Origin of the sequence: Microbacterium sp. MMO-20 (assembly GCF_037147735.1) — a bacterium.
GTDB lineage: Bacteria > Actinomycetota > Actinomycetes > Actinomycetales > Microbacteriaceae > Microbacterium.
The window spans coordinates 73,555-93,162 of record NZ_JBBCUU010000010.1 but is presented as its reverse complement, the minus strand read 5'-3'; the positions used below and the strand labels follow the sequence as shown (position 1 = coordinate 93,162).

The window sequence follows — 19,608 nt, the reverse complement described above, 5'->3', positions numbered from 1 at the left end:
ACTCTTCTTGCTTCTTGGCGGAAACAACTGGTCATCCCACGATGGCCCTTCACCGTCTACGACGACGAGAACCCCGCGGGAATTGACACCACGCTATTGGACTCACCCCTCGGCGCCGTTGGAGAGGACCTCCCACCCGTCGGGAGCGCTGACCACGAAGCGCCAGCGGGCCTTCAGATCGGGCTGCTCGAACACCGGATAGACGCGGCGGCTGTCTGCGGGCTCGTACTGCGTGTACAGATACACCGCGTCGTCGACGGGGTCGCGGAAGCGGTGCAGGCCCTCCCCCGACGAGCTGTACTTCCCTCTTCCGCGGACGGTGACGACGTTGTGGGCGGTGAGCCCCGCGACGCGCACCCGCGCGCCGTCCCAGTCCACCGCCTGTGCCGCTCCGTTGACGATCACTTCGTCGACGGAGGCGCCGACGAAGTCGATCCACGTCTGCGTGGCGGATGCCGCGAACACCAGCGTCGATGCGGTCGGGAAGGTCGCGGCATCCGCCGACGCTGCGTCGCGCAGATCGACCTCGACGTCCACGGTCTCGAGGCGGATCTCGGCGGCGCGCGCCGCCGTCTCATCACGGGTCAGATTGGCGGTGGAGGTCATCACTCCATGCTGTCATGCCCGCGTTGCCGCCCCTCGACGCACCGAGGGACGCTCAACGCTCCCGGCGCTCCTGACGCTCCTCGTCCACACGTGCCGACTCCGGGGAGACTGCCCAGATCGCACCCGTGTCGGTTGACGGGCGCGCGACGGGGATGCGGGTGCCGAGCACCTGCGCAACGACGTCCTGAGCGATCTTGGCGGCGGTGAGCCCGGCGTCGTCGAGGATCTGCTCGCGCGTCGCGTGGTCGATGAACGCATCGGGCAGGCCCAACTCGTCGACCGCCGTGTCCACTCCGGCCTCGCGCAGCACTTGACGCACACGAGTCCCGATCCCCCCCACGCGGATGCCGTCCTCGATCGTGATGACGAGGCGATGGGACGCCGCGAGCTCGACGACGCTCGGCTGCACAGGCACGACCCATCGCGGGTCGATCACGGTCGCCCCGATGCCCTGCGCACGCAGACGCTCCGCGACGTCCATCGCGAGCTGGGCCATCGGGCCGATGCCGACGAGCAGAACGTCCTGCTCACCGTGCTGCCACAGCACGTCCGTACCATCGGCGAGGCGCTCGATCGCCGGGAGCTCGGGCGAGACGGCACCCTTCGGGAAACGAACGACGGTCGGCGCATCGGCGACGGCGATCGCTTCATCGAACTCCTCGCGCAGCCGTCGCTCGTCGCGCGGAGCAGCGATGCGGATGCCGGGGACGAGCTGCAGCATCGCCAGGTCCCAGACCCCGTGGTGGCTCGGGCCGTCGGGCCCGGTCACGCCGGAGCGGTCGAGGACGAAGGTGACGCCGGCCCTGTGGAGGGCGACATCCATCATCACCTGATCGAACGCGCGGTTCATGAATGTCGCGTAGATCGCGACGACGGGGTGGAGGCCACCGAAGGCGAGTCCCGCGGCGGAGGCGACGGCGTGCTGCTCCGCGATGCCCACGTCGTACACGCGATCCGGGAAGCGCTGTGCGAACGGCTGGAGCCCGGTGGGGCGCAGCATCGCCGCGGTGATGGCGATGATGTCCTCGCGGCGCTCACCGGCGTCCACGAGCGCCTCAGCGAAGACGTCGGTCCACCCGACCGTGTCTGAGGATCCCAGCGGCTCGCCGGTCGCGGGGTCGATCTTGCCGACCGCGTGGAACTGGTCGGCCTCGTCGTTGCGGGCCGGCTCGTACCCACGCCCCTTCTCCGTGATGACGTGCACGATCACCGGCGCACCATAGGCCTTCGCGAGGCGCAGGGTCTCGTCGAGCGCACGGAGGTCGTGCCCGTCGATCGGGCCCAGGTACTTGATGTCGAGGTTGGAGTACAGCGCTTCGTTGTTCGTGAAACGCGAGAGGAACCCGTGCGTGCCGCCGCGGACTCCGCGGTAGACGGCGCGTCCGGCGGGTCCGAGCCTGCGGAAGAACGAATCCGATCCGCGCCGCAGGCTTTCGTAGCCCTCCGTCGTGCGGACACGGTTGAGATAGCGGGCCATGCCGCCGATCGTCGGAGCGTAGGAGCGGCCGTTGTCGTTCACGACGATGACGAGATTGCGCTCATTGTCGTCTGAGATGTTGTTGAGCGCCTCCCACGTCATCCCGCCCGTGAGTGCGCCGTCCCCGACGACGGCGACGACATGCCGGTCGGTCCGACCCGTGCGCGTGAGCGCCCGCGAGATGCCGTCGGCCCAGCTCAGGGAGCTGGACGCGTGCGAGGACTCGACGACGTCATGCGGACTCTCGGAACGCTGAGGGTATCCGGCGAGCCCTCCGCGCGAACGCAGGGCGTCGAAGTCCTGCCGACCGGTGAGCAGCTTGTGCACGTACGACTGGTGCCCCGTATCGAACACGAACGGATCGTTCGGGGAATCGAAGACGCGGTGGAGGGCGATCGTGAGTTCGACGACGCCGAGGTTCGGACCGAGGTGGCCACCCGTGCGCGAGACGTTCTGGACGAGGAAGTCGCGGATCTCCTGAGCAAGCTGCTCGAGCTCCTCCGGTGAGAGCGCATCGAGATCGCGCGGACCGGTGATCGAGGCGAGCAGGCTCATCCCCCGAGTCTACGCGGGGGATCTGGCGGTGTGGACAGTGAGCGAGCAGGATCGAAGCATTCGCGAGGAGGACGCCATGACGACAGGAATCGACCCCGCGGTGCCGCCGAGTGGGGCCGGGTGCGTGGAATGCGACGCCGAGGGCGGATGGTGGCTGCACCTGCGCCGATGCGCCCAGTGCGGGCATGTCGGATGCTGCGACGACTCGCTGAAGCGGCATGCGACCGCACACGAGCGCGCGACCGGGCACCCCGTCATTCAGAGCTTCGAGCCCGGTGAGGACTGGTTCTTCGACTACCGCACCGGTGCGTTCGAAGCCGGCCCGGCCCTCGCACCGCCGACGAGCCACCCCGTCGGTCAGACGGTACCCGGTCCGCAGGTCCGCGTGCCGCACGACTGGCAGCAGCAGCTCGCCCGGCGCGCGTGAAGCCCCGGCATCCCTCACGCGGGAAGGATGCCGGGGCTTCGGCGCGACCGATCAGACGAGCGAGCGCAGTACGTACTGGAGGATGCCGCCGTTGCGGTAGTAGTCGGCCTCACCGGGCGTGTCGATGCGGACCTTCGCGTCGAACACGATCGTCTCCTTGCCCTCGGGCGAGAACTCGCTCGGGGCCGCGGTGACCTTGACCGTCTTCGGAGTGGTGCCGTTGTTGAGCTCCTCGAGGCCCTCGATGGAGACGATCTCGGTGCCGTCGAGGCCGAGGCTCTTCCACGACTGACCCTCGGGGAACTGCAGCGGCACGACGCCCATGCCGATGAGGTTCGAGCGGTGGATGCGCTCGAAGCTCTCCGTGATGACCGCCTTGACGCCCAGGAGGGACGTGCCCTTGGCCGCCCAGTCGCGCGACGATCCCGAGCCGTACTCCTTGCCGCCGAAGACGACGAGCGGGGTACCGGCCGCCGCGTAGTTCTCGCACGCGTCGTAGATGTACGACTGCGGACCACCGGCCTGCGTGAAGTCGCGCGTGAAGCCGCCCTCGACGATCTGACCGTCGTTGACCGCCGAGACGAGCTCGTTCTTCAGGCGGATGTTCGCGAACGTGCCGCGGATCATGACTTCGTGATTGCCCCGGCGCGAGCCGTAGGAGTTGAAGTCCTTCTGCGCCACACCGTGTTCGGTGAGGTACTGCGCGGCGGGCGTACCCGCCTTGATGTTGCCGGCCGGCGAGATGTGGTCGGTCGTGACCGAATCGCCGAGGGTCGCCATGACGCGGGCGCCGGAGATATCCGAGACGGGAGTCAGGTCCATCGACATGCCGTCGAAGTACGGCGCTTTGCGGACGTACGTCGAGTCGGCATCCCACTCGAAGATGGGGCCCTCGGGAGTCGGCAGGCTCTTCCAGCGCTCGTCGCCGTCGAAGACCGTGGCGTACTGCGTGATGAACTGGTCGCGCGAGATCGACGCATCGATCACTTCCTGCACCTCGTCGGGGGCCGGCCAGATGTCCTTCAAGAAGACGTCGTTGCCGTCCTGGTCCTTCCCGAGCGGGTCGGTCTCGAAATCGAAGTTCATCGAGCCGGCGAGGGCGTATGCGACGACGAGCGGCGGTGAGGCCAGGTAGTTCATCTTCACGTCGGGGCTGATGCGGCCCTCGAAGTTGCGGTTGCCCGAGAGAACTGCCGTGACGGCCAGGTCGTTCTCGTTGATCGCCGCGGAGACCTCTTCGATCAGCGGGCCCGAGTTGCCGATGCAGATCGTGCAGCCGTAGCCGACCGTGTAGAAGTCGAGACCCTCGAGCGCCTTGTCCAGGCCCGACTTCTCGTAGTAGTCGGTGACGACCTTCGAGCCGGGTCCGAGCGTCGTCTTGACCCACGGCTTGCGCTTGAGGCCCTTGTCGACGGCCTTCTTGGCGAGCAGGCCCGCCGCGATCATGACCGACGGGTTCGAGGTGTTCGTGCAGGACGTGATCGCCGCGAGCGTCACGGCGCCGTTGTCGAGGAGGTACGCCGTGCCGTCCGGGGTCGTCACCTTGACGGGCTTGGATGCCGAGGCAGGCGCACCGCTCGAGATGTGCACCTCGCGGGTCTCGGGCTCTTCGTCGCCGGGAGCGGCACCCGGGTCGGAGGCCGGGAAGGAGTGCTTCGACTCGAGGTCGACGATCGAGGTCGAGGTCGAGGGCGTCGCGTAGTTGACGATGTCCTTTTCGAACTGGCTCTTCGCCTCGGAGAGGAGGATGCGGTCCTGCGGGCGCTTGGGGCCGGCGATCGACGGCACGACCGTGCCGAGATCGAGCTCCATGTACTCGCTGAAGACAGGCTCGTTGTCGGCGTCGTGCCAGAGCTTCTGCTCCTTCGCGTACGCCTCGACGAGGGCGACCGTCTGGTCGTCACGGCCGGTCAGGCGCAAATAGTCGAGCGTGACGTCGTCGATCGGGAACATCGCCGCGGTCGAGCCGAACTCGGGGCTCATGTTGCCGATCGTGGCGCGGTTCGCGAGCGGAACGGAGGCGACGCCCTTGCCGTAGAACTCGACGAACTTGCCGACGACACCGTGCTTGCGGAGCATGTCGGTGATGGTGAGCACGACGTCGGTCGCCGTCACACCGGCCGGAATCTCACCGGTGAGCTTGAAGCCGACGACGCGAGGGATGAGCATCGACACGGGCTGGCCGAGCATCGCGGCCTCCGCCTCGATGCCGCCGACGCCCCAGCCGAGGACACCCAGGCCGTTGACCATCGTGGTGTGCGAGTCGGTGCCGACGCAGGTGTCGGGGTACGCACGGAGCACGCCGTCGCGGCCGGTGCGGTCGTAGATCACCTTCGCGAGGTGCTCGATGTTTACCTGGTGCACGATGCCGGTCCCGGGAGGGACGACCTTGAAGTCCTGGAAAGCCGTCTGGCCCCAACGCAGGAACTGGTAGCGCTCGCCGTTGCGCTCGTACTCGATCTCGACGTTTCGCTCGAGCGCGTTCTCGCTGCCGAAGAGGTCGGCGATCACCGAGTGGTCGATGACCATCTCGGCGGGCGAGAGCGGGTTGATCTTGTCGGGGTCGCCGCCGAGGGCGGTGACCGCCTCGCGCATCGTCGCGAGGTCGACGATGCAGGGGACGCCGGTGAAGTCCTGCATGACGACGCGGGCGGGCGTGAACTGGATCTCCGTGTCGGGCTCCGCGTCGGCATCCCAGTTGCCGAGCGCTTCGATCTGCGCCTTGGTGACGTTCGCGCCGTCCTCGGTGCGCAGGAGGTTCTCGAGCAGCACCTTCAGGCTGAACGGGAGCTTCTCATAGCCCGCGACGGTGTCGATCCGGTAGATCTCGTAGTCGGTGCCTCCGACCGTGAGGGTGCTCTTCGCACCGAAGCTGTCAACAGTGGACACGTTGCTCTCCTTCGTCGGGGGCGCAGACGGCGACGACGTTCCGCGGTCTGTCTTTCCATCTTCCCCGCCCGCGTCGCCTCCGGCTAGTGAGGTTCGCCTTACCGGCGGGATGCCGCACGGCGGGAAGAATTTATCTTGATGTCAAGATAAATCTATCACGTCGCGGGGGGTGTCTCCGCCTTCGGATAGACGGCGCGCACGGCGAGCCAGGTCACCGCGACGAGGGGGGCGAACAGCGGCAACCCCATGATGAGTTTGAGGGTCCCCAGCGTCGTCACATCGCCGGCGAAGTAGAACGGCAGCTGCACCGCGAGCCGCAGGTAGAAGAGTGCCGCCCACGCGATCGCCAGCCAGAAGAAGACGCGGCGCTTGCGGGGGTCCGCCCGCCACGCGATGCCCTCGTTCATCAGGAACCCGACCGCTAGTCCGATCAGCGACCAGCCGACGAGCGCCGAGACGAGGAACGCCGTGCCGTAGGCGGCATTGGTGATGAGCCCCGGAACGAAGTTGTCCTGGCCGCGTCCCGTCCACAGCGCCAGCCCCGCGGCGACCGCCGCAGCGATGAGGCCGCCGAGCGCGGCGCTGACGGGTGAGCGCTGCAGCAATCGCACGACCGTGAAGACGGCCGCGAGCCCCACGGAAACAACGAGCGAGAGGACGAGGTTCTGCGTGAAGGTGAAGAGCAGGACGAAGGCGAGACCCGGCAGCACCGACTCCAGTACCCCGCGCCAGCCGCCCATCGCCGCCCACACGACGTGGCCGGTATGCGCGTCCTTTGCGGGGTCCATGCCGGCGCGACGCGCTGCTCCACCCAGCGCCTGGCCGAACAGCTCGGATGCCGTCGGTGTGCGCTCCGGTTCGGGGCCGTCCGGCGTCGTCATGCGGTGCCGGGCGCGGCCGGCATCTTCAGCGGAATGAGGTCGCGCGGAGGCATCGGCGTGCCGCCGCGCACGACGACCAGAGAGCGGAAGAGGTCCTCGACCTTCTCCGCGGCATCCACATCGCTGGTTGCGGCACCGCCGATGACGCCCCGGAGGAACCAGCGCGGGCCGTCGACACCGACGAACCGCGCGAGTCGCTTGCCGGGAGTCGCCTCGGGGCCGGCTGCGACCGGAACCTCGGCGAGAAGCTCAGGGCCGAGCGGGCCCTCGCGCTCTTCGACCCGGCCGCCCTGCTGGCGGATCTGCTGACGGATCTGCTCGCGCGTCTCGTCCCACAGACCGCTCGACCGGGGAGCCGCGAACGGCTGCACCTGCAGCGTCGAGTCGGCGTAGTCGAGGCCGACCGCGACGATGCGCTTGGTCTGCTCCTCGACTTCGAGACGCAGGTTCAGGCCCTCGCGCGGCAGCACCTTGATGCCGCCGAGGTCGATGTAGGGCCGCACCGGATTCGCTTCGGAATCATCGAACGGTCCCGCCGTCGCGCGATCGGTCGGCGCGGCCTTTCCCACAAGTTCGTCGCTCATGCGCCTGCTCCTGTCTGATATCCAGTGGATCCGAACCCGCCCTCACCGCGCGCGGACTCCGGCAGCTCGTCGACGGGCAGGAACCGCACGCGCGGCACCGGCATGACGATGAGCTGCGCGATGCGGTCGCCGATGGCGATGTCGTAGGGCTCGGTGGCATCCGTATTGAGCAGCGAGACCTTGATCTCGCCGCGGTAACCCGCATCGACCGTGCCGGGGGCATTCACGATCGTGATGCCGTGCTTGGCCGCGAGGCCACTGCGCGGAACGACGAAGGCGACGTACCCGTCGGGAAGCGCGATGCGCACCCCTGTCGCCACGAGGGCGCGCTCCCCCGGGCCGAGTCGGAGCTCCTCCGCCGAGACGAGGTCGGCACCCGCGTCGCCCGGATGGGCGTACACGGGGACGTGCGCCGCGATAATGGGAACGTCCACGGATTCGATCACCACACGAGGCTAATGCACCCCCCGATGAATGCCGACATGCCGACCGACGCGCACCCGGCCCCGCGTGCGACCTACCGCGAGCGTCTAAGCCCGTCGCTGTGGACGCTGCTGAGCGCGGCGGTCGCGGCGCCCATGATCTCGCTCGTCTTCGTGCCGTTGGATGCCACGGTCGCGCTCATCGCGGGACTCGCCGCTGCCGCGGCGATCCTCACCGCGCTCGTCCTCGCTTCACCCGTCGTCGAGGTACGCGCGGGGGAACTGCGCGTGGGCCGCGCGCACATCGCCGCACACCTTCTCGGCGACCCGCGCGAATTCACCGGCGACGAGGCCCGAGAGGTCCGCGGACCCGGTTTGCCACGCACTGCATGGCACATGTTCCGCGGGGGGATCGACGGGGTCGTCGCGGTCCCCGTGCGAGACGAACGCGATCCGGTGACCGTGTGGGTCTTCTCGACCCGCACACCGGATCGCGTGTCGGCGGCGATCCGTCGAGCTCAGGCGTCCTGACCAGACGGCGCCGATGTCGCAGTGCGGCTTACGCGGCGCACTCGATGCAGATCGCGCCCACCGACGTCTCGTGATCGATCTGCGTGCGGTGCTTCACGAGGAAGCACTCGACGCACGTGAATTCGTCCTCCTGCGGGGGCAGGACGACGACGTCGAGTTCGAGATCGGACAGGTCGGCGCCGGGGAGCTCGAAGCCCGAGGGGTTGTCGGCGTCTTCGTCACCGACCGCGCCAGACAGCTTGTCGGGCACGCGCTCCTTCAGGGCCTCGATCGACTCGCTGTCGTCTTCGGTCTTGCGGGGGGCGTCGTAGTCGGTCGCCATGCTCTCACTTCCAGAATCTGCCGTGTGCCGCCGCACCTCGTGGGCGAGCGGCGGCGTTAGTTTGCACGACCCGGAGGGATTACGCAAATGATGACGGTTCGCACTCCCCTCTCCGGTGGGTGCGCCACTGAGAACTCGCGGCGCGCCCGCGATATTCCCGCCACCGGGGCCGCGGCGTGTCACCATGGCGACGGCACTGTTGTCGGTGCCGTCGCAGGGATGTGGAGGCGTGTCTCGCATGGAGCAGCTCAAAGTCATCGGAATCGAAGAGGGCGTCCTCGTCGTCGCAACCGACACCGGTGAACGGTTCGCGCTGCCGGTCGACGAGACGCTGCATTCGCAGCTGCGCCGGGCGCAACGCGACTCCGAACCACGCACCGTCCGCGTGAGCCCGAAGGACATCCAGTCCCACATCCGCGCCGGCATGTCGGCGCAGGACGTGGCCGATCTCCTCGGTGCGCGACTGTCGGACGTGCAGCGCTACGAACGTCCCGTCCTCGCCGAGCGCGAGCACATCGTCGACCAGGCCCTCGCCGTGCCTGTGCTCATCGCGGGCGAACTCGACCCGGGCGCACAGCCGACGTTCGGCGTCGCCGTGCGCAGCAAGCTCGCCGATGCGGGCGCTGTCGGCGAGCGGTGGACGAGCTGGCGCGAAGAGACCGGCTGGATCGTCAAACTCGAGTTCACGGCCAACGAGGTCGACCACGACGCCCGTTGGGGATTCGACCCGCGGCGCTCGTCGCTGTCACCGCTGAACTCCGACGCGACGCAGCTCTCGCGGCAGGGCTCATTGCCGGAGGGGCTCATCCCGCGTCTGCGCGCGCTGGATGCCTCTCCGCTCAAGGATTCGTCGCGCTTCGACTCCGGTGCATTCGGCCCGCGGCGTCTCGAACCCGATGCCGAGATCGTGACGCGCGACGTGCGCCCGACCGTGACCGCCGCCGTGCAGGAGGCGGCGATCAAGCGGGCGCCAGAGGCATCCGTGACGTCCGCCGAGACCGCCGATCTGCTGGAGGCGTTGCGTCGGCGCCGTGGACAGCGCGAGCCGATGCCGAGCGAAGAGCAGGCGGAACGCGAGTCGAGCCCGGTGGCGCTCTTCGACGCCCTCGAGCCGGGCTACGACGACGCCATCGAGGACGTCGACGACGACACGATCGATGACACCGTCATCTCCGAGGGGTCCCGTCGCAAGGGCAGGACCTCGATGCCGTCTTGGGACGAGATCGTCTTCGGCGCGCGTACAGAGGACGGTTCCTGACGTCGTCTGACGACGACGCCTGAGCCCGGCGGACATTCGCCTCCGCGTTCACGGACGCGCAAAGGCGCCCAGGCCGACAAGCGGAACGATCCGCTCCTGGTCCGTGAGCGACCCGTGCTGACCGACCATGCGCTGCGCCTTCTTGTCGGCGAGCCGATCGTCGTAATACGCGACCGAGGCGCGCGCGGCGATGAGCACGTCGCCGATACGCGGCAGCACGTCGGCGTCGACGCGCTCTCCGAACAGCCCTGCGGCGACGGCCTCATCGCGCGTGAACACCCAGGACCGGTGGCTCTCGGCCTCCCGCCAGCGCGCCGCGACGCGGGCGGTGGCGTCGCCGGACACCGACAGCTGCAAGAGGCGCGGCTCCCCCGCAACCAGGGCGACCTCGTCCAGAAGCGCATCGCCCGCCCCCAGCAAGACGTGCCGATGCGCAGGCACGTCCACCATGCCGTGATCAGCGGTGACGACGATGCCGACATCGGATGCCGCCCGGTCGTGCTGCACGCGCAGCGCGGCATCCACCTCCTCCAGCGCCGCCGTCCACGCGTCGCTCTCCCACCCGCGTGCATGCCCGATCGTGTCGAGCTCGGGCAGGTACGTATAGACGAGCGCACCCGTGTGCGCGGCAGCGAGGTCGTGCGCCGTCTGAAGGCGCTCGGCCGGTGTCGCAGCCGCGACGAACGTCGCGCCGCGCTGGATCGCCCGGGTGAAGCCGGTGCCGGCGTACACGGCCTTGCTGACGACGAAGCACGGGCGCCCGGCGGACGCCTCGCGTTCGAGCAGGGGTGTGGCGCGCTGCCACGTGAGCGGGTCGAGTCCGTCGGTCTCCCACCCCCGCAGCTGATTCGGGGCCTCGAGCGTGCCCGGAATGCGCGCCCGGTAGCCGACGATGCCGTGGACACCGGCGTCGACACCGGTGAGAAGACTCGTCAGCGCGGTGGCGGTGGTCGCCGGGAACACCGTGCGCACGGCATCCTTCTTGGCCATCTGCGACGTGAGGAAGCGGGCGTGCCCGGCGCGGGCGGCGAGGTTGCCGCGGCCGAGCCCGTCGACGAGGACGAGCACCGCGGATCGCGCGGGCCCGAACCAGCCACGCTCACCCGAAAGCGACCGCACGAGCTCTGGCACGACACCGGTGAGGCTCCGGGCGCCGGGCGGGTCCGCGGGTAGGCTGAGGGACATCGGGGCCAGTCTCGCACATGCCGACGCGCCGCCCTCGTCCACGCACCCGCCCTCCCGACGCGAGGTCCACTCAGTTCCATGGCAGCTCCCCGCACCGAGTCCATCCCCGAAGACCACGGCCGGATCGAGGACGTCGACGTCTCATCCGAGATGCAGGATTCGTTCCTCGAGTACGCGTACTCGGTCATCTACTCGCGCGCCCTTCCGGACGCCCGCGATGGACTGAAGCCCGTGCAGCGCCGCATTCTGTACCAGATGGCGGAGATGGGCTTGCGGCCCGACCGCGGTCATGTGAAGAGCGCCCGCGTCGTCGGCGAAGTCATGGGAAAGCTGCACCCGCACGGCGACTCCGCGATCTACGACGCCCTCGTGCGCCTGTCGCAGTCGTTCGCGCTCCGCGTGCCCCTCGTCGACGGACACGGCAACTTCGGCTCCCTCGACGACGGCCCCGCGGCGGCGCGATACACCGAGGCTCGCCTGGCCCCCGCGGCGCTCGCGCTCACCGAGAACCTCGACGAAGACGTCGTCGACTTCATCCCGAACTACGACGGTCAGTTCCAGCAGCCCGCCGTTCTGCCTGCGGCGTTCCCGAACCTTCTCGTCAACGGCGCGACCGGCATCGCTGTCGGCATGGCGACCAATATGGCTCCGCACAACCTCATCGAGGTCGTCGCCGCCGCCATCCACCTGCTCGAGAACCCCGACGCCACGACCGCCGAGCTCATGGAGTTCGTCCCGGGCCCCGACCTCCCCGGCGGCGGCATCATCGTCGGCCTCGACGGGATCACCGAAGCGTACGAGACCGGGCGTGGCACGTTCCGCACGCGCGCGAAGGTGTCGATCGAGTCCCTCGGCCCGCGTCGCACGGGGCTCGTCGTCACGGAACTCCCCTACATGGTCGGCGCGGAGCGCGTCATCGAGAAGCTCAAAGACGCCGTGAACGCGAAGAAGCTCACGGGCATCGCCGACGTCAACGACCTCACCGACCGCAACCACGGACTGCGGCTCGTCATCGGCATCAAGACGGGATTCGATCCGAACGCCGTGTTGGAGCAGCTCTACCGCCTGACACCGCTGGAGGACTCCTTCGGCATCAACAACGTCGCCCTCGTCGACGGCCAACCCCAGACGCTCGGGCTGAAGCCGCTGCTGCGGGTGTACCTCGACCACCGACTCGCGGTCGTCACCCGCCGCAGCCGCTATCGCCTCGCCCGCAAGCAGGAGCGCCTGCACCTCGTCGAGGGGCTCCTGATCGCGATCCTCGACATCGACGAGGTGATCCAGGTCATCCGGGCCTCCGACGACGGTGAGCAGGCGCGCACGAAGCTCATGAGCGTCTTCGACCTGTCACAGCTGCAGGCCGAGTACATCCTCGAGCTCCGACTGAGACGCCTCACACGTTTCTCCCGCATCGAACTGGAGTCCGAACGCGACACGCTGAAGAAGGAGATCGCCGACCTCGAGGCCCTCCTCGCGAGCGAGTCGCTCCTCCGAGCGCAGGTCGCGCAGGAGCTGGACGCCGCCGCCGAGACGTTCGGCACGCCGCGACGCACCCTCCTCCTCAATGGCGGGCCCGTCGCAGCCCGGTCTCGCTCGGCAGCGCCCGCCGATCTGCAGATCGCCGACGAGCCCTGCCGTGTGTTCCTCTCCGCGACCGGGCGGATGGTTCGTGCCGTGCTCTCGCCCGAGGGCGGAATCGTCGCCCCCACGCGCCGAGCGAAGCACGACGCGATCCGCTGCGCCGTCGACACGACGACGCGCGGCGACCTCGGCGCGGTCACCACGACCGGCCGGATCGTGCGCTTCTCCCCCGTCGATCTTCCGTCGGTGCCGGCGAACGCGGTACAGCTCGCGGCGGGGACGCGCGCTGATCAGTACCTCGGTCTCGCGTCGGGCGAGCACGTCGTGGCGATCGTGCCGCTCGGCGACGAGATCATCGCGCTCGGCACCCGCCAGGGCGTCGTCAAGCGCGTCAGCGCCTCGGAGCTGCCCGCAGGCAAGCACGACGTCGAGATCGTGGCTCTGAAGCCCGGTGACGCCGTCGTGGGAGCGGACCTCGCGCCCGACGGCGTCGAACTCGTCTTCGTGGCATCCGACGCTCAGCTCCTCCGCTTCGACGCGGCATCGGTGCGTCCGCAAGGTCGGGCGGCCGGCGGCATGGCCGGCATCCGATTGGCGCCGGGGGCAGAAGCGATCTCCTTCGCCGCCGTCCGGCCGGACGCTGAGGCCGTCGTCGTCACGATCGCCGGCTCGTCGCAGGCGATCGCGGGGACAGATGCGGGCAGCGCGAAGGTGTCGTCGTTCGACGAGTTCCCCGCCAAGGGCCGCGCAACCGGCGGGGTGCGCGCACAGCGGTTCCTCAAGGGCGAGGACGCCCTGGTGCTCGCCTGGGTGGGCAGCGAGCCTCGCGCGGTCGGCGTCGACGGCGCCGTGCGGCCGCTGCCGGAGCACGGCGCAAAGCGGGATGCCTCCGGTCAGGCGCTCGATGCCGTCATCGGCGCGGTCGGCTCGCCGATCGCCTGACGCCGCGCAGCCGCGCGGTCAGGAGAGCGTGACGAGGCGCAACTGCGTCGCGCGGATGAGGACCTGGATGCGGTCCCGCACGCCCCACTTGGCCGTGATGCGGCCGAGGTGCGACTTCACGGTCGCCTCCGAGACGAACATCGCTGCGGCGATCTCGGCGTTCGACATCCCCTGGGCGAGGAGCGTGACGACCTCGAGCTCTCGGTCAGTGAGCTCCTCGTCGCGGCCGAGGCTGCGCGGAGTGCCGGCATCGCCGGTCTGCACAGAAGAGATGAGCTCCTTCGCGACGCGCGGTGACAGCACATACCCGCCTTCGTGAGCGAGCCGCGCGGCGTCGAGGATGCGGTCGGGCGAGGTGTCCTTCACGAGGTATCCGGATGCCCCGGCGCTCAGCATCGGCACGATGACGCGCTCCGCGGAGAAGGTCGTGAGCGCGACAACTTTGATGCCCGGGAACTCCTGCGTCAGGCGGCGCGTCGCCTCGATACCGTCCATCGTCGGCATCTGGACGTCCATCAGCACCACATCGGGCTTCACCGCCCGTACGAGCGTCACGGCATCGGCACCGTTGTCCGCTTCGCCGACGAGCTCGAACCCGTCCGCCGACTCGAGGAACACCCTGAGCGCCGCACGGACCAAGGACTCGTCATCAACGATGATCACGCGAATCACATCTGCCACCTGGCCATCCTACGAAAAGCGATCACCACACCCGTGTCGACGAGAGGGGCCTCCCTCGGATACTCGACGAAAGTCGCAAACGCTCTCACCAAACGTCTGTATTCGCGAATGCCATCTGTTTGAAGAATCGATTCGAGACCTTGCGGAGGTGATGGAAATGTGGGATTGGCTCGGACGCTGGCTTGGCATCTGGAAGTAAGACGACGCGCGAACGCGCTTGCGGGATAATCGCGAAGTGACTGATCTGCGAGCTCGCCTGCTCGGCTATCTGCGGACCCCCTTCTGGGGGTACCACCCCTTGCCGACGCGGGCGCGGAGACTGCTGATCGCGCTCGTTGCGGTTTCGCTGCTGCTTGACTCGATTGTGCGAGCGACGAACGGCGGAACCACGAGTGTCGTATCGGCAATCGTGACGACGACGACAACTGTCGCCGTCGCCCTGTTCGTCTGGCGGCCACCGATCGCGACGACCGTTCTGACGGTCGCAGCCCTCGCAGCCGGGGTCACGAACGTCACCGACAGTCTTCTCGTCGGTGCGGTGATCATCGGACTGGCGGCATTCACCTGCAGCGCACGTTTGACGGCGGTGTACGCGACCGCGTGGGTCGTGTGGCTCGTCGCCGTCATTGCTCGACCCGACTCGGCATTTCAGCCGCTCGGCGCGGTCATCATGGCCTTCTTCTGTGTTGTGAGTCTGCTCATCGGACTCACGATCCGGAATCAATACGAGAGAGCTCAATTGCTGACTACCCAACTCGAGGCGGCCGAAAGAGAGGTCGCCGAACAGCTTCGTCATGAGCGCGACCTCATCGCCGACGAGTTGCATGACATCGTCGCGCACGAGATCACCATCGTGGCGCTGCATGCTGCGGTGCTCGAGCGCACCGACGACACGAATACCCGCACGCAGTCGCAGACGGCGATCCGCGAGGCGGCGGTCCAGGCGCTCACCGATATTCGGCGCGTTCTGGGGATGGTACGCGGCGAAGAGAACCTCGCCCCCGAACGCATCCCCTCGCCCGACGGCATCGAGGGAACCATCGACGCCGTCACCAAGGAGCTCGCGCAGGCCGGCATCCGCGTGCGCGCGCTCATTCCCGACGACCTTCGACTTCCGAGCACCTCTCTCGTGGCGCTGACCCGCGTGATCCGCGAGAGCGCGACGAACGTACTCAAGCACGCCACCGGAGCCAGTGAAGTGCGCATCGCTCTCACGGTCGAGCGCGGCTGGGCCCACCTGGAGTTCAGCGACGACTCACCTCCCGCGCGCACAGCGGGCCTCCCCTCCTCCGGTTACGGCATCATGCGTCTGCGCGAACGCTTCCGCGTCTTCGGCGGATCGTTCTCCTCCGAGAGACGCGCCAACGGCTGGGTCGTGTCCGCCTCACTGCCCCTCGAGGCGTGATGATCAACGATCCCACGAAGTAGACAAAAGTAGGAGTGCTTTCCATCTTTCGGCGAGCCTGCGATGATGCACGCCTCCGTATCATAGTGAATGCCGAAGGATCGGTCCCCAGCTGGTCCTTCAACGAGCATCATCCGTGACGCTTCGTGATTTCGGGGACGACGGGAGCGATTCGCACCGTCGTCATCACGAGCGACATGTGGATGCCGCGGCGATGGCCCGAAACCGATCCCCCCAGCTCGGTTTCGGGCCCCGCGTCTTTCTCGGGTCCGCGTCCCGGGTGCGCGTCCGAACCGGATCTCAGGCGTCGATCGATTCGCGATCGAGTCGATCGCTTGACGACACGATGAAGTCGCGCCGCGGAGCGACGTCGCTCCCCATGAGAAGTTCGAACACGCTCGACGCGGCCTCGGCGTCCTGCACTCGCACTCGTCGCAGCAGCCGGCCGGCGCGGTCCATCGTGGTCTCCGCCAGCTGGTCGGCGTCCATCTCGCCCAGGCCCTTATAGCGCTGGACCGGCTCCTGCCAGCGCTTGCCCGACTTCTGCAGCTTCGCCAGCAGAGCGTGCACTTCCTGCTCGGAATACGTGTAGATCGTCTCGTTGGGCTTGGTCCCCGGGTTCATCACGACGACGCGGTGGAGCGGGGGCACCGCGGCATAGACCCTGCCGGCTTCGATGAGCGGGCGCATGTAACGGAAGAACAGTGTGAGGAGCAGCGTGCGGATGTGCGCACCGTCGACGTCGGCATCGCTCATCAGGATGACCTTGCCGTAGCGCGCGGCATCCAGATCGAAGGAGCGCCCCGACCCGGCGCCGATCGTCTGGATGATCGCGGCGCATTCGGCGTTGCTCAGCATGTCGCTGATCGACGCTTTCTGCACGTTCAGGATCTTGCCGCGGATCGGCAGCAGCGCCTGGTACTCGCTGTTGCGCGCGTGCTTTGCGGTCCCGAGGGCCGAGTCGCCCTCGACGATGAACAGCTCGGTCTGGGTGACGTCGCTCGTGCGGCAGTCCGCGAGCTTCACCGGCAACGAGGACGACTCGAGCGCGTTCTTGCGGCGCTGGGTCTCTTTGTGGGTTCGCGCCGAGATGCGCGCCTTCATCTCTGAGACGACCTTCTCGAGCACGAGCGCGGTCTGCGCCTTGTCGTCGCGCTTGGGTGACGCGAACCGTTCCGTCAAGGCCTTCGAAACGACATTCGCAACGATCGCGCGCACGGCGGGCGTGCCGAGGACTTCCTTGGTCTGGCCCTCGAACTGCGGTTCAGGCAGGCGCACGGTCAGGACCGCAGTGAGGCCGGCGAGGATGTCGTCCTTCTCCAGCTTGTCGTTGCCCACCTTGAGCTTGCGCGCGTTCTGATCGACCTGCGCGCGCAGCACCTTCATGAGCCCCTGCTCGAAGCCGGCCAGATGCGTTCCGCCCTTCGGCGTCGCGATGATGTTGACGAACGACCGCGACACCGTTTCGTAGCCGGTTCCCCACCGCACCGCGATGTCGACGTCGCAGACGCGCTCGACCTCCGTCGGCACCATTGCTCCCCCCGGCTGCAGGACGGGCACCGTTTCCGTGAACGTGCCCGACCCCGTGAGTCGCCAGGTGTCGGTGACGGCTGCGTCGGGGGCGAGGAAGTCGGCGAACTCCGAGATCCCGCCGTCGAAGCGATATGAGGTCACAGATACCTCGTCGCCGCGCTCGTCGGCGATGTCGATCTGCAGCCCGGGAACGAGGAACGCGGTCTGGCGAGCGCGCTGCTCGAGCTCGTCGAGATGGAACGCGGCATCCTTCGTGAAGATCTGCCGGTCGGCCCAGTAGCGGATACGCGTCCCGGTCACGCCGCGGGACGTCTTGCCGACGACCCGCAGCTCGGACGCCTTGTCGAACGGCGTGAAAGGCGAATCGGGGCCGGGGCCCGCGAAGATTCCGGGCTCGCCGCGATGGAACGACATCGCGTACGTCTTGCCCCCGCGGTCGACCTCGACGTCCAGACGCTCGCTCAGGGCGTTGACGACAGACGCGCCGACGCCGTGCAGACCACCCGACGCCGCGTAGGACCCACCGCCGAACTTGCCGCCGGCGTGCAGCTTCGTGAAGACGACCTCGACACCCGTGAGCCCGGTGCGCGGCTCGACGTCGACGGGGATGCCGCGCGCCCGGTCGCGCACCTCGACGCTGCCGTCGGCGTGCAGCACGATGTCGATGCGCGCCCCGTACCCGGCCAGGGCCTCGTCCACGGCGTTGTCGATGATCTCCCACACGCAGTGCATGAGTCCGCGCGAGTCCGTGGATCCGATGTACATGCCGGGACGCTTGCGGACGGCCTCGAGGCCTTCGAGCACCTGGAGGTGATGGGCGGAATACTCGGCGGTCACAATCTCCAAGCGTATGCCCGCCCGTCGACACCCCCGCGACGACACACGAGACCGTCACGTGCTCGACATATTCCCGGTCATCGGCGAGGTACGCGCACAGCGAAATGTGACCGGATCGCGGCATTTCCGCAACATCCGCGTGGTTGTATGTGAGGCAATCGCATCGAGTCGCACCTATCGAGGAGGAACCGAAATGAGCATGTCGACCACCGCAGAGCCCGCCGTCCTCGAGTACCGCCTCACTGCGACGGACCGGTGCGACTCCTGTGGCGCCCAGGCCTACATCGCCGCCGAGGTGAACGGAAGCGAGCTGCTGTTCTGCGCGCACCACGGCCGCAAGTACGAGGAGAAGCTGCGCGCCGTGGCGACGACCTGGCACGACGAGACCGCCCGTCTCGCCGAGGCCCGCTGAGCGCACCCCCGTAGACTGGACGGCATCCCTTTTCGTCGTCCCGGAGGACTCTCCATGGCTTCGCGCGGCCTGTCGCCCCTGCATCGCATCCAGGTCCTCATCGAACGCGCCCGCGGGTTCGACTCTGCGTCGGTGACCGCGCGCGCCCGCGAGACCGCCCGTGTCCACGGCAAGAGCTATCCCCTGGTCCTCGCCGACATGCTCTGGTCGGCGGCGCGCCACCGCGTCGGCTTCAACGACTACATCGAGTTCGACTTCGCGATCCTGACCCGCGCAGAGCGCGCGACCTGGGTGACGAGCCCGCTCGCACTCGAGCTCTCGAACCGCTACGACGATCCCGCCCACGTGCACCGCTTCCAGGACAAGATCGCGTTCAACAAGGACTTCGACCGTTTCCTGCGGCGTGAGTGGCTCGCGCTCGACAGCGCGAATGCCGCTGACTTGGAGGCATTCGCCCAGCGGCATCCCGTGTTCATCGCGAAGGTGCCCGTCAGCAAGTCCGGGGCCGGCGTCCGGCGCTACCATGCCTCCGACGTGGAGAACTGGGAGACGTTCCACGCCGCGCTCGTCGAGAAGGGCGAGGTCCTCATCGAGGAGCAGATCGTGCAGCACGCCGACCTCGAGGCCATCGCCCCCGGGACGGCCAACACGACCCGCGTCACGACCTTCGTCACCGATGATGGCGACGTCGCGATCATCAACATGGCGCAGAAGTTCGGGCGCGGGCAGGTGAGCGACCAGGCATCCTTCGGCGGCTTCTACACGGCACTGCACGAAGACGGCCGCGCGATGGGGATGGGCTACAACACGTCAGGGGCGCTCTTCGAAACGCACCCCGAGACCGGCTATCGCATTTCCGACTTCCAGCTGCCGATGATGACGGAGGTCGTCGACCTGATCACCCAGGTCGCGCTCGTGATCCCCGAAGTGCGCTACGTCGGGTGGGACGTCGTCGTGACGGCCGACGGACCCGTTCTCGTCGAGGGTAACTGGGGCGCGGGCGTCTTCGAGAACAAGCCGACCGCAACCGGCATCCGCCACGGACACCTGCCCCGCTACCGCGCCGCGATGGGGTTCTGA

17 protein-coding genes are annotated in these 19,608 nt (G+C 68.1%); 7 read left to right on the top strand and 10 right to left on the bottom strand.

What is annotated here, in order from left to right:
• Positions 1 to 102: 102 nt before the first annotated feature.
• Together WFI52_RS12735 and dxs are read right to left on the bottom strand one after the other, a co-directional pair.
• On the bottom strand, positions 103 to 606 hold the full coding sequence (locus WFI52_RS12735; RefSeq protein ID WP_336627300.1) for a hypothetical protein: 504 nt from the start codon (positions 604 to 606) through the stop codon (positions 103 to 105).
• A gap of 52 nt (positions 607 to 658) precedes the next feature.
• Complete coding sequence (gene dxs / locus WFI52_RS12730) at positions 659 to 2,638, bottom strand: 1-deoxy-D-xylulose-5-phosphate synthase (protein ID WP_336627301.1); 1,980 nt, start codon at positions 2,636 to 2,638, stop codon at positions 659 to 661.
• A 76-nt stretch (positions 2,639 to 2,714) separates the two neighbouring features.
• Between dxs and WFI52_RS12725 the strand changes: the two genes are divergently transcribed.
• Positions 2,715 to 3,065 (top strand): UBP-type zinc finger domain-containing protein, encoded by a 351-nt coding sequence (locus WFI52_RS12725; RefSeq protein ID WP_336627302.1) that lies wholly within the window; start codon positions 2,715 to 2,717, stop codon positions 3,063 to 3,065.
• A gap of 51 nt (positions 3,066 to 3,116) precedes the next feature.
• Here the strand turns inward: WFI52_RS12725 and WFI52_RS12720 are convergent, their stop codons facing one another.
• The 4 genes from WFI52_RS12720 to dut form a co-directional block, all read right to left on the bottom strand.
• The gene (locus tag WFI52_RS12720) at positions 3,117 to 5,954 is read right to left on the bottom strand and encodes an aconitate hydratase (RefSeq protein ID WP_336627303.1); all 2,838 of its coding nucleotides are present in this window, start codon (positions 5,952 to 5,954) and stop codon (positions 3,117 to 3,119) included.
• Positions 5,955 to 6,109: 155 nt separating this feature from the next.
• Positions 6,110 to 6,835: a DUF3159 domain-containing protein gene (locus tag WFI52_RS12715; RefSeq protein WP_336627304.1), complete on the bottom strand. Its 726-nt coding sequence runs from the start codon at positions 6,833 to 6,835 to the stop codon at positions 6,110 to 6,112.
• Positions 6,832 to 7,419, bottom strand: coding sequence for a DUF3710 domain-containing protein (locus WFI52_RS12710; protein ID WP_336627305.1), 588 nt, complete (start codon positions 7,417 to 7,419; stop codon positions 6,832 to 6,834). The genes WFI52_RS12715 and WFI52_RS12710 overlap by 4 nt, the downstream gene beginning before the upstream one ends.
• Positions 7,416 to 7,865 (bottom strand): dUTP diphosphatase, encoded by a 450-nt coding sequence (gene dut / locus WFI52_RS12705; protein ID WP_336627306.1) that lies wholly within the window; start codon positions 7,863 to 7,865, stop codon positions 7,416 to 7,418. Before dut ends, WFI52_RS12710 begins: the two co-directional genes overlap by 4 nt.
• Positions 7,866 to 7,901: 36 nt before the next feature.
• On the opposite strand from dut, the gene WFI52_RS12700 reads away from it, so the two are divergent.
• Positions 7,902 to 8,372 carry a DUF3093 family protein gene (locus WFI52_RS12700; RefSeq protein ID WP_336627307.1) on the top strand — a complete coding sequence of 157 codons (471 nt, stop codon included), beginning with the start codon at positions 7,902 to 7,904 and terminating at the stop codon, positions 8,370 to 8,372.
• 28 nt (positions 8,373 to 8,400) lie between these two features.
• Here WFI52_RS12700 and WFI52_RS12695 read toward each other — a convergent pair whose 3' ends face one another.
• Positions 8,401 to 8,694, bottom strand: coding sequence for a DUF4193 domain-containing protein (locus tag WFI52_RS12695; protein ID WP_336627308.1), 294 nt, complete (start codon positions 8,692 to 8,694; stop codon positions 8,401 to 8,403).
• A 238-nt stretch (positions 8,695 to 8,932) separates the two neighbouring features.
• On the opposite strand from WFI52_RS12695, the gene sepH reads away from it, so the two are divergent.
• Entirely contained in the window at positions 8,933 to 9,952 is a 1,020-nt protein-coding gene (gene sepH / locus WFI52_RS12690) for a septation protein SepH (RefSeq protein WP_336627309.1), read from the top strand.
• A gap of 48 nt (positions 9,953 to 10,000) precedes the next feature.
• On the opposite strand, the gene WFI52_RS12685 is transcribed toward sepH, so the two are convergent.
• A complete protein-coding gene (locus WFI52_RS12685; protein WP_336627310.1) occupies positions 10,001 to 11,137 on the bottom strand; it encodes an alkaline phosphatase family protein in 1,137 nt (378 codons plus the stop codon).
• Between the two features lie 78 nt (positions 11,138 to 11,215).
• Here WFI52_RS12685 and WFI52_RS12680 point away from each other — a divergent pair, with 78 nt between their 5' ends.
• On the top strand, positions 11,216 to 13,660 hold the full coding sequence (locus WFI52_RS12680; RefSeq protein ID WP_336627311.1) for a DNA gyrase/topoisomerase IV subunit A: 2,445 nt from the start codon (positions 11,216 to 11,218) through the stop codon (positions 13,658 to 13,660).
• Between the two features lie 18 nt (positions 13,661 to 13,678).
• On the opposite strand, the gene WFI52_RS12675 is transcribed toward WFI52_RS12680, so the two are convergent.
• Positions 13,679 to 14,341, bottom strand: a complete 663-nt coding sequence (locus WFI52_RS12675; protein WP_336627312.1) for a response regulator transcription factor — start codon at positions 14,339 to 14,341, stop codon at positions 13,679 to 13,681.
• Positions 14,342 to 14,576: 235 nt separating this feature from the next.
• On the opposite strand from WFI52_RS12675, the gene WFI52_RS12670 reads away from it, so the two are divergent.
• On the top strand, positions 14,577 to 15,746 hold the full coding sequence (locus WFI52_RS12670; protein ID WP_336627313.1) for a sensor histidine kinase: 1,170 nt from the start codon (positions 14,577 to 14,579) through the stop codon (positions 15,744 to 15,746).
• A gap of 300 nt (positions 15,747 to 16,046) precedes the next feature.
• Here WFI52_RS12670 and WFI52_RS12665 read toward each other — a convergent pair whose 3' ends face one another.
• A complete protein-coding gene (locus WFI52_RS12665; RefSeq protein WP_442927769.1) occupies positions 16,047 to 18,116 on the bottom strand; it encodes a DNA gyrase/topoisomerase IV subunit B in 2,070 nt (689 codons plus the stop codon).
• Positions 18,117 to 18,309: 193 nt separating this feature from the next.
• On the opposite strand from WFI52_RS12665, the gene WFI52_RS12660 reads away from it, so the two are divergent.
• Complete coding sequence (locus tag WFI52_RS12660) at positions 18,310 to 18,528, top strand: DUF7455 domain-containing protein (RefSeq protein ID WP_336627314.1); 219 nt, start codon at positions 18,310 to 18,312, stop codon at positions 18,526 to 18,528.
• A gap of 54 nt (positions 18,529 to 18,582) precedes the next feature.
• Entirely contained in the window at positions 18,583 to 19,608 is a 1,026-nt protein-coding gene (locus WFI52_RS12655) for a sugar-transfer associated ATP-grasp domain-containing protein (protein ID WP_336627315.1), read from the top strand.

Excerpts from the sequence above, each read along its gene's own strand:
- WFI52_RS12735 (WP_336627300.1), bottom strand. The coding sequence starts at position 606 with ATGACCTCCACCGCCAATCTGACCCGTGATGAGACGGCGGCGCGCGCC.
- dxs (WP_336627301.1), bottom strand. The coding sequence starts at position 2,638 with ATGAGCCTGCTCGCCTCGATCACCGGTCCGCGCGATCTCGATGCGCTC.
- WFI52_RS12725 (WP_336627302.1), top strand. The coding sequence starts at position 2,715 with ATGACGACAGGAATCGACCCCGCGGTGCCGCCGAGTGGGGCCGGGTGC.
- WFI52_RS12715 (WP_336627304.1), bottom strand. The coding sequence starts at position 6,835 with ATGACGACGCCGGACGGCCCCGAACCGGAGCGCACACCGACGGCATCC.
- WFI52_RS12710 (WP_336627305.1), bottom strand. The coding sequence starts at position 7,419 with ATGAGCGACGAACTTGTGGGAAAGGCCGCGCCGACCGATCGCGCGACG.
- WFI52_RS12700 (WP_336627307.1), top strand. The coding sequence starts at position 7,902 with ATGCCGACCGACGCGCACCCGGCCCCGCGTGCGACCTACCGCGAGCGT.
- WFI52_RS12695 (WP_336627308.1), bottom strand. The coding sequence starts at position 8,694 with ATGGCGACCGACTACGACGCCCCCCGCAAGACCGAAGACGACAGCGAG.
- sepH (WP_336627309.1), top strand. The coding sequence starts at position 8,933 with ATGGAGCAGCTCAAAGTCATCGGAATCGAAGAGGGCGTCCTCGTCGTC.
- WFI52_RS12685 (WP_336627310.1), bottom strand. The coding sequence starts at position 11,137 with ATGTCCCTCAGCCTACCCGCGGACCCGCCCGGCGCCCGGAGCCTCACC.
- WFI52_RS12680 (WP_336627311.1), top strand. The coding sequence starts at position 11,216 with ATGGCAGCTCCCCGCACCGAGTCCATCCCCGAAGACCACGGCCGGATC.
- WFI52_RS12660 (WP_336627314.1), top strand. The coding sequence starts at position 18,310 with ATGAGCATGTCGACCACCGCAGAGCCCGCCGTCCTCGAGTACCGCCTC.
- WFI52_RS12655 (WP_336627315.1), top strand. The coding sequence starts at position 18,583 with ATGGCTTCGCGCGGCCTGTCGCCCCTGCATCGCATCCAGGTCCTCATC.